Annotated in this window: 7 protein-coding genes and 2 pseudogenes; 5 read left to right on the forward strand and 4 right to left on the reverse strand. The window is 70.6% G+C overall.

Annotation, left to right across the window (positions count from 1 at the left end; genetic code table 11):
* Positions 1 to 2: 2 nt before the first annotated feature.
* The gene (locus LCL61_RS04500) at positions 3 to 1,265 is read left to right on the forward strand and encodes a class I SAM-dependent methyltransferase (protein ID WP_340685660.1); all 1,263 of its coding nucleotides are present in this window, start codon (positions 3 to 5) and stop codon (positions 1,263 to 1,265) included.
* Between the two features lie 5 nt (positions 1,266 to 1,270).
* Here LCL61_RS04500 and LCL61_RS04505 read toward each other — a convergent pair.
* From LCL61_RS04505 to LCL61_RS04515, 3 genes and pseudogenes are all read right to left on the reverse strand, one after another.
* Positions 1,271 to 1,516, reverse strand: a pseudogene (locus tag LCL61_RS04505) (thiamine pyrophosphate-binding protein); the annotation flags it as partial.
* Positions 1,500 to 1,964: pseudogene (locus LCL61_RS04510) on the reverse strand (sigma-70 family RNA polymerase sigma factor); the annotation flags it as partial. The pseudogenes LCL61_RS04510 and LCL61_RS04505, both read right to left, overlap by 17 nt.
* Before the next feature lie 9 nt (positions 1,965 to 1,973).
* Entirely contained in the window at positions 1,974 to 2,888 is a 915-nt protein-coding gene (locus tag LCL61_RS04515; protein WP_340685661.1) for a glycoside hydrolase family 16 protein, read from the reverse strand.
* 122 nt (positions 2,889 to 3,010) lie between these two features.
* On the opposite strand from LCL61_RS04515, the gene LCL61_RS04520 reads away from it, so the two are divergent.
* Genes LCL61_RS04520 through LCL61_RS04530 form a run of 3 tightly spaced genes read left to right on the forward strand, consistent with a single transcriptional unit; the run spans position 3,011 to position 7,462 of the window.
* On the forward strand, positions 3,011 to 3,721 hold the full coding sequence (locus LCL61_RS04520) for a GntR family transcriptional regulator (protein ID WP_340685662.1): 711 nt from the start codon (positions 3,011 to 3,013) through the stop codon (positions 3,719 to 3,721).
* Between the two features lie 52 nt (positions 3,722 to 3,773).
* Positions 3,774 to 7,169, forward strand: coding sequence for a TM0106 family RecB-like putative nuclease (locus LCL61_RS04525; protein ID WP_340685663.1), 3,396 nt, complete (start codon positions 3,774 to 3,776; stop codon positions 7,167 to 7,169).
* Complete coding sequence (locus LCL61_RS04530) at positions 7,166 to 7,462, forward strand: hypothetical protein (protein ID WP_340685664.1); 297 nt, start codon at positions 7,166 to 7,168, stop codon at positions 7,460 to 7,462. Before LCL61_RS04525 ends, LCL61_RS04530 begins: the two co-directional genes overlap by 4 nt.
* A 1-nt stretch (position 7,463) precedes the next feature.
* Here the strand turns inward: LCL61_RS04530 and LCL61_RS04535 are convergent, their stop codons facing one another.
* Positions 7,464 to 10,547 carry a BTAD domain-containing putative transcriptional regulator gene (locus LCL61_RS04535; protein WP_340685665.1) on the reverse strand — a complete coding sequence of 1,028 codons (3,084 nt, stop codon included), beginning with the start codon at positions 10,545 to 10,547 and terminating at the stop codon, positions 7,464 to 7,466.
* 121 nt (positions 10,548 to 10,668) lie between these two features.
* Between LCL61_RS04535 and LCL61_RS04540 the strand changes: the two genes are divergently transcribed.
* On the forward strand, positions 10,669 to 11,538 hold the full coding sequence (locus LCL61_RS04540; RefSeq protein WP_340685666.1) for an alpha/beta hydrolase: 870 nt from the start codon (positions 10,669 to 10,671) through the stop codon (positions 11,536 to 11,538).
* Positions 11,539 to 12,201 lie beyond the last annotated feature (663 nt).

Here is a 12,201-nt window from a genome sequence, read left to right on the forward strand (position 1 = left end):
CCATGGCTGAGACGACAACCGTCGGCGAGATCTTCGAGCGGTTGCTCGGCCCGAGCACCGAAGTGTCGATCACCGCCTTTGACGGCAGCACGAGCGGACCCGCGGACGCACCTGTGTCGATCGAGGTGCGATCGCCGCTGGCGTTGACGTACCTGATGTCGTCCCCAGGGGACCTCGGTCTCGCGCGTGCCTACGTCGCCGGCGCGCTCGACGTCGACGGCGATCTCTACACGGCGTTGCGCGCGCTCGTTTCCCAGGTCGATCAGCTCAGCGCCGCCGACCGGCTGTGGCTGCTGCGCAAACTCGGTCCCACGCATCTGCGCCGCGTCGCCCCGCCCGCGGAGGAACTGCCGAGCCGCCTCAAGCGCACGGTCGATGGGCTGCGGCACTCGAAAGCGCGGGACAGCAACGCGATCTCCAACCACTATGACGTCTCGAACCGGTTCTACGAACTGGTGCTCGGGCCGTCGATGGCCTACACCTGCGCCGCGTATCCGTCCGCCGACGCGTCACTGGAAGAGGCGCAGGCACACAAATTCGACCTGGTGTGCCGGAAACTCGGCCTCCGGCCGGGGATGCGGCTGCTGGACGTCGGCTGCGGCTGGGGCGGGATGGTGGAGCACGCCGTCGCGAACTACGGTGTCGAGGCGCTGGGCGTGACCCTTTCGCGTGAGCAGGCGCAATGGGCGCAGAAGGACATCGTGGCCAAGGGGCTCGCGGACAAGGCCGAAGTACGGCATCTCGACTACCGCGATGTCACCGAAACGGGCTTCGACGCGGTGTCGTCGATCGGGCTCACCGAGCATATCGGCGCCCGCAACCTGCCGTCGTACTTCCGTTTCCTCGCCGGGAAACTGAAGCCGCACGGGCGTCTGCTGAACCACTGCATCACCAACCCGGACACCTCCGTCGCGCACCGGTCACGCGGGTTCATCGACCGGTACGTCTTCCCCGACGGGGAGCTGGAGTCCGTCGGGGAGATCGCCACCGCGATGCACGACAGCGGGCTGGAGGTGCGGCATTCGGAGAACCTCCGCGAGCACTACGCCACCACCCTCGGCGCGTGGTGCGCCAACCTCGACGCGAACTGGGACGCGGCCGTCGCCGAAGCGGGCGCCGGGCGAAGCCGCGTCTGGGCGTTGTACATGGCCGCGTGCCGTCTCGCCTTCGAGCGGCGAGAGATCGAACTGCACCAGGTGCTCGGGGTGAAGGTCGGCCCGGACGGTGACTCGGGCATGCCACTGAGGCCGGACTGGGGCGTTTAGCGGGCTCAATGCCGGAAGGCTTCGGCGAGCCACCACGAGCCGCCGTCGTCGGCGATCTTGGCGTCGACGACGAGCGGCGCGTCCCGTGGCCCGCCGAGCCATTCCGTGACGGCGGCCAGGTCCTCGACCGACCGCACGGTGATCCCGGCGCATCCGAAACCGCGCCCGACCGCCGCGACGTCGGTGTCGGGGAACCTGACGGTGGTCATGTCCGCGTCGCCGAAATGGTGGATCTCGGCGCCGGGCGCGGCTCGCGAGCTGGCGGGCGGCGGCCGGGGTGCGGTCGATGAGCGCGGCGATCTCGTCGAAGGGCACCGCGAACATGTCGTGCAGGACGAACGCGAGCCGCTCGGCGGGCGCGAGCGTGTCCAGGACGACCAGCATGGCCGGCCCGACCGAGTCGGCGAGCACGGCGTCGGCGGCTGGATCAGCTGTGGAGTCGATCGGTTCGGAGAGCTGGTCGTCGAGTGGTTCTTCCCGCCGGTGGTCACGCGAGCGCAGCACGTTCAGGCACACCCGCGCCACCACCGTGGTCAGCCAGCCGCCGAGGTTCTCGATCTCGGCCGTGTCGGTGCGGTCGAGCCGCAGCCAGGTCTCCTGTACGGCGTCTTCGGCCTCGCTGACCGAACCCAGCATCCGGTACGCCACCGCCCGCAGCCTGGTCCGATGTTCCTCGAAACGCTCAGTCAGCCGATCCACGGCTCCTATCTAACAGCCACCGAGATCGTCGGCGAACCGCACGCCCGAGGACCGGTACGACGCGGCCCGTTCGGTGGCGGCCTGCGGCGTCAGGACCTCGTTCTTCGCGTAGTAGACCCAGTCGACCTGCTCGAGGTAGGTACTCGTGCCGCCGCTGTGCTGCGTGAGATCGATGAACCACTGGTTGAAGTTCAGGGACATGTTCTGCCGCGGGTACACGTCGAACGGCCCGCTGCGGTCATGGTCGGCCACCAGGGCGCCGTCGATGTAATACCGCACATGGCCGCCGGACACGGTCGCGACGACGAAATGCCAGCCGTCGATGCTGCGGCGCTGGCTGTCGCTTTTGTTCTCGGCGTACCACGGCTCCGGGGTGTAGGTGTGCCAGCTGGTCTGGAAGTTCACCGGGCCCGCCTCGCCCCAGCCGCCGTTGGGCAGGTACTCCGAGAAGTCGAGCTCGCTGTAGATCGGGTCGTTGTCGTAGCGGAGCGGGCTGATGGTGAAGAACGTCTGGTTGATCCGGTCACCGTCCGGGCCTGACACCGGCGCGTCGGAGAAGCGGATCCGGGCCGCGTAGGTCCCCTCGAAGAACCGCCGGCCGGGTTGCATGATCTCGGTTTGCGTCGTGCCCGCGGGCGTGCCGTCGGTGGTGGAGGCGAGCTGCAGCACCTTGTCCCCGTCGGACGTCGGGAAGGTGATGCCCTCCGGAGCCCAGCGCGCACCGCCGACGCCGGGGCCGCCGGCGCCGGAACGCACCTGCCAGCCGTGCCGGCCGAGGAGCCCGTCGATGTGCGAGCCGTAGTGGAAATCGTCGAACAGTGCCCCGCAAGCGGCCGCTCCGGCCGCGGCACCCGGCGCCACCGCCAGTGCGGCGACCGACAACGCCGCGACGGCGGCAACGCGAAACTTCCCTGAGGTCGACATCTTCGTCTCCTTTACCACTGGTCAGTTTCTTTCACCGTCTCCCCCGCGAAGTGGTAAAGTCAATAGGTCTAGACAACTTGTCCACCAGCCAATTCACGCTGACCACTGGGTAGGCTGTGGTCATGCGGCGAACAGAGGTCAAGGACCGGCTCCGCCAGCTCATCGAGCGGCGGCAGCCGGGTGAGGTCCTGCCTTCCGAACGCGCGCTGAGCAGTGAAATCGGCGTCTCGCGCCCCACCCTGCGAGCCGCGATAGACGAACTGGAGCGCGACGGCCTCGTGGTCCGCGAGCACGGCCGCGGCACCTTCACCGCTCCGCGCAAGATCTCCCAGGACCTCGTTCCCGCCACCGGCGGCGAGCAGTTCGCCCCACCCGCCGAGGGGCACTGGACCAGCCGGGTGATCGAGTTCTCCACCACGCCGGCGGGCGCCCGGCTCGGCAAGCGCCTCGAGGTCTCCCCCGGCCAAACGCTGGTGGCCGTCACCCGCGTCCGCGTGGTCGAAGACGCGCCGATGGCGATCGAACGGATCCTGGTCCCCCGGGATCTCGTGCCGGACATCACGGCCGCGGGCTTCGAATCCGGTTCGTTCTACGAACTTCTCCGCACCCGGTACGAGGTCGTTCCCGCGACGGCCGTGCAGATCATCGAGCCGACCGTCACCGACCCCGACGAATCCGGCCTGCTCGGCGTCCCGCAGCATTCCCCCGCGCTGCTCTTCGAGCGCACCACCCGCGACGCGGGCGGCCGCGTGATCGAGTACACCCGCTCCCTCTACCGGGGCGACCGCTACCGGATAACCTCACATCTGAAGTTCGACCACACCTCCGGCTGACTCCGGCGCGCCGGGACCGTCCATCCGGGAGTCCGTGCGAGACTCCCGGGCGATGTACACCCCGTCCGATCTCGCCGACCTGCTCGAATGCGAGCACCGCAGCCTCCTGAACCAGGCGCTGGCCGCCGGCCTCCCGGGAACGCCGCGGCCGGGCTCCGGGCCGGATCAGCTGGCGGTCACGCACGGGCGCGCGCACGAGGCCGCGACGCTGGACAAGCTGCGAGGCGAACGGAGCGCCGTCGTCGAGATCGACGAACGCGACCCGGTCGTCGCCGCGAAGGCCACCGAAGAGGCGCTACGGGCCGGCGCGCCGGTGATCTACCAGGCGGTCTTCCACGACGGCGAGTTCTCTGGCCGCGCCGACTTCCTGATGCGGGACGAGGAAGGCCGTTACGAGGTCTACGACACGAAGCTGGCCAGGCACGCGAAGCCCGCCGCGGTCGTCCAGCTGACCGCGTACGCCGACGCGCTGCGCCGGGCGGGCTGGCCCGCCGGTCCGCGGATGCATCTGCTGCTGGGCGATCACAGCACGCGTTCGTTCCGCGTCGACGACTTCCTCCCGCTGGTAAACCGGCTCCGCGCCCGGCTGCGAAACCGGCCGCCGACCCTGCCGGTCCCGCTGTGGGCCGACGAGCGGCCCGCGTGCGGCGGCTGCTCCTACGCCGCGCACTGCGCGAGCGCCCGCGAAGCCGATCGCGATCTTTCTCTGGTCGCGGGGATGCGCGGCGATCAGCGGCGCAAACTCGTCGCCGCGGGTCTCGGCACCATCGACGCGCTCGCGGCCGCCGCACCGGAAGACCGGCCGCGCGACATCTCGACCACGTCGTTCACCACGCTGCGCGCCCAGGCCGCGATCCAGGTCCGGCAGGACGCCACCGGGCAGATCGCCTACGAGGTCATCGATCCGGACGCGCTGGCCGAACTCCCGCCACCCGCGCCCGGCGACGTGTTCTTCGACATGGAAGGCGACCCGTACGCCTTGGCGGGCGAAGGGCTCGAATACCTCTTCGGCGCCGTTACCGCCGAGGAGGGCACGAAGTTCACGCCGTTCTGGGCGCACAACCGGTCGCAGGAGAAACGGGCCTTCGAGGAGTTCGTCGACTTCGCCACCGCGAGGCTCGCGGAGCATCCCGGTTCGCACGTCTACCACTACGCCCCGTACGAGGTCACCGCGATCAAGCGGCTCGCCGCCGTGCACGGGACCCGCGAGGACGCCGTCGACCACCTGCTGCGCAGCGGTGGTCTGGTGGACCTGTATTCCGTGGTGCGCAAGGCACTCCGGGTCTCGCAGCGGTCGTACTCCATCAAGTACCTCGAACCGCTCTACATGCCCGAAGCCCGCGACGGCGACGTCAAGACCGCGGTTTCGAGCATCGAGGCCTACGAGGAATACCTGACGCTCACCGCCTCCGGCGAGACCGAACACGCGGAAGAAGTGCTGCGCGGGATCAGCGACTACAACGAATACGACTGCGTCTCCACGCTGCGGCTCTTCGAATTCCTCCACAAAGTCCGTGTGAAGGAAGAGATCGCGCTCGCCGAGCCGCCGGAAGAGTCCGATATGGACGCACTGCTCCGGCAGTCCGAGGAGGACGTCGCCGCCCAGAAACGCGCCGAACGCGCCGCTCAGCTGGCCGCGCTGGTCGATCCGCTGCTGGACGGGCTCCCCGACGATCCGGCCGAGTTCACCGGAGAGGATCGCGCCCGCGCGCTGCTGGCCGCGTCCGTCGGCTACCACCGCCGCGAGACGAATCCGGCGTGGTGGGAGTACTTTCGCCAGCTGGCCGCCCCGCTCGGCGATCTGGAGACCGACAACGCCTGCACCGTCCCGGTCTCGTTGGAGGCCGGGGAATGGGTGCCGCCGTCGGGCCGGGTCCGGAAGGCGAAGCGCTCGCTCGTGCTTCGCTGCGACCCGGACCGGCCGCATCCCTTCGCCCCCGGCGACGACGTCCGCCTGCGGTACGGAGCGGCCGCGAGGGACGCCAAGGTCGTCTCGGCCACCGCCGTCGAGCTGACCCTGGAAGAGAGCTGCCCGCCCGACGAGACCACCGCCGACCGGCCGGTCGCGGTGCTGCCCGGGAGCCCGGTCCGCCCCTCCCCCAAGGACGACGCGGTCGCGGATCTCGCCCGCCTCGTCGTCGACACGCTGCCGGTGCTGCCCGCCCATCCCGGCGTCGATCTCCTCCGGCGTACGACGCCGCGGCTGCGCGACGACCGGGGCTTGCCCGAACCCGGGCCGGACCTGGTGACCACGGTGATCGAGGCCGTCGAGGCGCTCGACGGCTCCACGCTCGCCGTCCAGGGCCCGCCCGGCGCGGGTAAGACGTACCTCGCGGGCAGGCTGATCGCGAAACTCGTGCGCGCGGGCAAGACGATCGCCGTCACGTCGACCAGTCACAAGGCCGTGGAGAACGTGCTGTCGGCCGCGCTCAAGAACGCGCCGGATCTGCCGTGCGCCAAACGCGCCAAGCGGACCCCGGATCCAGCCGCGCCGTGGGAGCAGCCGAAGACCAATCCCGCGCTGGTGAAATGGCGCGAGGAGCACGACACCGGCCATCTGGTCGGCGGGACGGCCTGGACGTTCGCGAACGCCGCGATCCGGGAAGAGCCGTTCGACCTGCTGATCATCGACGAGGCGGGCCAGTTCGCCCTCGCCGACGCGCTCGCGGTGTCGATGTGCGCCAAGAATCTCCTGCTGCTGGGCGATCCGCAGCAGTTGCCGCAGGTCGTGCAGGGTACGCATCCCGCGGGCGCCGAAGCGTCCGCGCTCGGACACCTGATCGGCGAGGCGGACATCATCCCGGCCGAGCTCGGGTACTTCCTCGACGAAACCCGCCGGATGCATCCGGCCGTCTGCGCGCCGGTGTCGCGGCTGTCCTACGCGGGCCGCCTGCACTCGCATCCCTCGGCGGCCGAGCGGTCGATCGACGGCGTCGAAGCGGGCCTGTACCTCGCCGAGGTCGACCACCACGGCAACACGACACGGTCGATCGAGGAGGCCGAGGCGGTCACCTCCCTCGTCGCCGAACTCCACGGCCGCGCCTGGACCGATCACGGCGAGCCCCGGCCGCTCGGCGACGCAGACATCCTGGTGGTGGCGCCGTACAACCTGCAGGCCAGGGTCGTGGCCCGCGCACTGGACCAGGCCGGGCACCCCGGCGTCAGGGTGGGCACCGTGGACCGGTTCCAGGGGCAGGAGGCGCCGGTGGTGATCACCACCATGACCTCGTCGTCGGCCGTCGATCTGCCGCGTGGCCTGGACTTCCTGCTCTCCCGCAACCGGCTCAACGTGGCGCTCTCACGGGCGCAGGCGCTCGCGATCGTGGTCTGCTCGCCGCGGCTGGTCGAAGCCGACATCCGCACGGTCGACCAGATGCGGCTGGTTTCGGGCATGCTCGGGTTGATGACCGAAGCCGTGCCGTGGCACGCAGGACGGAGTGGACGATGACCGAGAACAACCCGGACAAGAAGCCGGAGATCCTCGACGCCGAGATCGTCGAAGAGACCCCGACCGCGCCGGTCGAGGTCCCGGAGCCGGATTACAGCGAGAGCGGCGTGCCCTCGTTCGACCACGTGCGGGACCGGATCGAGCAGCGCTACACGACGTCGCTGGGCTCGACCGAGCTCGCCGGGCTCGGCGGCAAGGAAGACGTCGCTTCGCTCGACAAGAAGATCGCCGACCGCGACAAGGCCGCCAAGGACAAGCTGGCCGAGATCCGCCGCGCGATGCGCGAGCAGTGAGCTAACCCCAGTGCGGTGAACCGGCCTTCACCGCGATGTCCCGCGCCTTCCGATGGTGCTCGGCGGCCGCTTCTCGCAGGCCGAGGGCGGTGGCCAGCTCGCCGAGGTAGTACGCGACCGGGCGGAGGGTGAGCATCCCGCTCCCGGCGCCGGCGATCTCCCCTTCGGCGGGCAGGAGTTCGGCGTACAGGCTTTCCATCGTCGTCCGGTCACCGAGTTCGAGCGCGACGACGGCGTGCAGACAGGTGCGTGCCTCGAACAGCAGGTCTCTTGGCGAATCCGGGATCGGGAGCGCCGGGCGGCACCAGCTTTCGTAAGCGCCGTAGTCGTCTTCCCAAGCTTCCGGCGGCAAACCACGCTGGATCCGGTCGCAGTACAGCGCGAGCGCGAGGATCCCGTTGTCCACACCGGACATGGCCGTTCCCGCGAGACCCGCCGCCGCGGCGCGGTAGGCGGCCTCCCCACCGGGACCGGTCATCGCGGTCCGCATCGCGCGATACCACCGGGTGAACACGCCGACGAGCGGAAGACCGTATCGCTCGCCGAGTTCGTCCGCCGACGCGGCGTGCCGGTCCGCGGCGGCGAAATCCGCGAGCGCGCTTTTCGCCTGCAGGAGCACGAGGTGCCCGAGCACCTCGAACGTCACGAGCCCGTGCCGCGCGGCGAGGCCGACCAGTTCGGCGCCGATCGCGGCCCGCTCGGGGGCGAGACCGGCGCGGTCGAAGGACTGCAGGAACCGGGCGTTGAGCGCGAACGCCAGCAGAGCCGGATCTTCCAGCCGCCGGGCGAGCTCCTCGGCTTCCCGGGCCGCCTCGCGTGCCCGCGGTCCACCCGCGTTCCGCATCTCGACGGCGAGGGTCGCCAGCAGACGGCACCGCTCGGCCACGTGTTCGGCGGGCAAGGCGGCGAGGGTGCGCTCGACGGCTTCCGCGATCCGGGAAGCGAGTTCCCTGTCGTCGCTTTCGGTCCAGCTGGCGGGGACGTCGAAGGCACCGATCACCCGTGCGGTCAGCAGTGGATCGTCCAGCTTTTCGGCCAGTTCCAACGCTTCGGCCCGATGCTTCCGCGACTGGCCGAGCCCGCCGGCGACGGCCGAAGCGCGGGCCTTGCCCATGATCAGCTCCAGCCGCTTCGCCGTGTCGGAGGCGCCGAAGCGGTCGAACGCGGCGAGTGCGGCGTCCCAAAGGCGTGCCGCTTCCGTTGACGCGAAACGGTTCTCGGCCCGTTCGGCGGCGGCCTGCGCGTACCGCGCGGCACGGTCGTCGTGCTCCTCCGACAGGAGGAAGTGGTGCGCCAGGGCGTCGACGTCGTCCGGGCGGAGATCTTCCAGCGCTTCGGCGATCTCGCCGTGTTCGCGGGCGCGCCGTGAACGGGAGAGATCGTGGTAGAGCGTGTCCCGCACGAGCGCGTGCGCGAACCGGAACCGGCGCGGCGCCCGCTCGGTCAGGAATCCGCGCCGGACCGCGATCTCGGCGGCGTCGAGCGCGGTCTTCCCCACCAGGGTTTCGAGAAGGTCCAGATCGACGTCCGTCCCGATCACCGCCGCCCGCCGCACCACGCCGCGGACGTCGTCCGGCAGCGCGTCCACCCGGTGGCGGACGACGTCGCGGACGCCCGGCGGCACCGCGTCCAGGGCGGCCGCGCCTTCGGTGGCCAGCAGGCGGGCGAGTTCACGGACGAAGAACGCGTTCCCACCGGTGCGCCGATGGAGCACCGCGGCGGTGTCCGGATCGATCTCTTCTCCGGTCGTGGCACGGACCAGGCCGACGACCTCGGTCTCGGGCAAGCCGCCGAGATAGATCCGCGTCGGCTCGTGGCGAGCGGCCCTGGCGAGGAAGTCCGTCAGCCGGGCGGGCGGGTCGGTGCCGCGATAGGTCGCGATGATCGACACCGGTTCGGCCAGCACCGAGGTCAGCAGCGCCAAGGTCTCTTCGCCCGCCCAGTGCAGATCGTCGAGGACGAGCAGGAGCGGCGCGGCAGCGGACAGATGAGCCGCGACGGCGCGATGCCACCGCCAGCGCGCGGCCAGTGGGTCTTCGGTCCCCGGCTCCGCCGTCGGCGCCGGGCCGTACCCGGCGTCGGCGAGCGTGGTCAGGATCCGGGTCCAGGCGTAGGCGGGCGGCGCGCCCTCGTCGTCGGGATCGCTTCCCCACGCCGTGGTCCAGCCTCGCGCGGCGAGACGTGCGGAGAACGCTTCGGCGAGCGCGGTCTTCCCCACCCCGGCGTCGCCGGAGACGAGCACCAGCCGAGACCGCGTCACGGCTTCTTCGAGCTCGGCCAGCTCCGCGTCGCGCCCGACCAATGGCCGCTCGGCGATCTTGGGCGCGGACGGCTCCAGCCGAGGCGCTTGCGCGAGGATGTCGGCCTCCAGTTCCCGCAGGCCGGCGCCGGGATCGATGCCGAGTTCGTCGGCGAGGTGTTCGCGCGCCGTGCGCAACACCGCCAGCGCGTCACCCTGCCTCCCGGCGCGATAGAGCGCGAGCGCCAGAAGCCGGGAACCGTTCTCCCTCAGCGGATGCGCACGCACCAGCCCTTCCAGCCACGGGATCGCCTCGGCGGCGCGCCCGAGCGCGAGGAGCGCTTCGGCACGGAGTTCTCCCGCCAGCGAACGGAGTTCGGTCAAGCGGGAGACTTCGCCGACGGCCCAGCCCTCCTCGGCGAATTCGGCGTACGCGGGGCCGCGCCAGAGCGCGAGGGCGGTGTCCACTTGCGACAGTGCCGCGTCCGGCCGCCGGGCGTCGAGCAGTTCACGGGCCGCTGCGACGGCGGTCTCGAATTCCCACGCGTCGACGGAATCGGCGCGCAGGGCGTAGCCGCGGGCGACCGTGACGAGCAGCCGCGCGGGCTCACGAGGCGCGCGATCCGGCTCGAGGGCGCGGCGCAGGGCACCGACGAACGTCTGGACGGCGCCGACCGCGCCCTCGGGCGGGCGTTCCCACAGGTCGTCGACCAGGCGTTCCACCGGCACGACCCGGCCACGGGCGATCAGCAGCCTGGCCAGCACCGCGCGGTGCCGCGGGCCCTTGAGCCCGGCTTCGCCCCGCGCGTCCTCGGCCACGAGCGGACCGAGCACCCCGAACCGCATCGTCACCTCCTCGCTGCACCGACGGTGATCATCGTGCCCCGGCCGCTCGGTCGCCGCTGACCGGGTGCTGATTCGGACCGGGCACGCTGGCGATCGTCACGGAACGACCAGGAAGGTACCCATGCGCATCACCGGATTCGACTACCAGCGTGTGCCCGTCGCGGACGGCGTAGCGGTCAACGTCGCCGTCGCCGGGACGGGCAGCCCGATCGTGCTGTTGCACGGTTTCCCCGAGACCCATCTCATGTGGCGGCACGTCGCGGCCGATCTGGCGGCCGACCACACCGTCCTCTGCCTTGACCTGCGAGGATACGGCGAAAGCGACAAGCCCGCCGACACCGGCGAGACTTACTCGAAGCGGTCGATGGCGGACGATGTCGTCGCCGTCGCGAAGGCCTTCGGTCACGACCGATTCGCCCTCGCCGGGCACGATCGGGGCGCGCTGGTGGCGCTGCGCGCCGGCCTCGACCACCCGGACAAGGTGAGCCATCTCGCGATCCTCGACGTGCTGCCGACGCTGGACATGTGGGACGTCCTGCACGGCACCACCGCCGCGGTCGGCTTCCACCTCTACCTGATGGCCCAGCCGCCCGGACTGCCCGAACAGCTGATCGGCGCCGCTCCCGACGCGTTCTTCGGTCACTTCCTCGACGCGTGGACCCAGCGCGGCGACGCGATCCCGGCCGACGTCCGGGCCGCGTACCTGGAGGCGTCACGGAACGCGGTGACCTCGATCGTCGCCGACTACCGCGCGTCGGCCGGCATCGACGTCGAGCACGACCAGGCGGACCGCGCGGCGGGCAACCGGCTCACGATGCCGCTCACCGTGCTCCAGCAGGATTGGGGCGCCGCACTGGGCTACGACGCCGTCGCGCTCTGGCAGGCGTGGGCGACCGACTTGGACCACCGGACGGTCACGTCGGGGCACTTCATGGCCGAGGAATCACCGGCGGAGGTGGTGAAGGCGCTGCGGGACCTGCTCACGCGCTAGGGCCGCCTCCCAGGCAGAGGCGACGCGCCGCCAGTGTCCACAAAGGGTCGTGAGCGGTGAGGGGGTTGTGTGGTGATCATGCGGCGATGGGCAGAGCAGGGTTTGTCGCCGCGATCGTCAAGGCCGCCGCGGGCGAGAAGATCAACGTGGCGCGGTTCCAGGCCGAGGGGACCGTCGGGTTCGCCTGATGGTCCCGCCGCCCTCGCGGTCGTCGATCTACCGGATCCTGCGCGATCGCGGCCAGATCGAGCCTGCAGAAATGGCTCGCCGCCCGGCCACCAGCCGAGAACCTGGCCGCTCTGCAACACCTTCTCGACGATTACCGCCTGATCTACAGCAACCGGAGACACCAGAGCCTCGACGGCCACACCCCGCGGCAACGCTACGACGCCAGCCCCAAAGCCACTCCACTCGAAGGTTCCACAGCTCCCAGCGGAACCACCCAGCGCGCCGTCTCCAGCACCGGGGTCATCGCCTTCCCCGGCTGTTCCATCGTGCTAGGCCGACACCGTCTTCTGGCAGGGCGACCGCGTCGCCATCATGATCAACGACACAGTCGCCCGCCGGCTCACCCTCAACAGATCAGTACGCTACCGACCACTGACCAACCCAGAACTGTCCGACAAGTACTGAAACACAACTGTCCGTGAGGTCCTGAAACAG

It is taken from the genome of Amycolatopsis coloradensis (assembly GCF_037997115.1).
Taxonomy (GTDB): Bacteria; Actinomycetota; Actinomycetes; order Mycobacteriales; family Pseudonocardiaceae; genus Amycolatopsis; species Amycolatopsis coloradensis_A.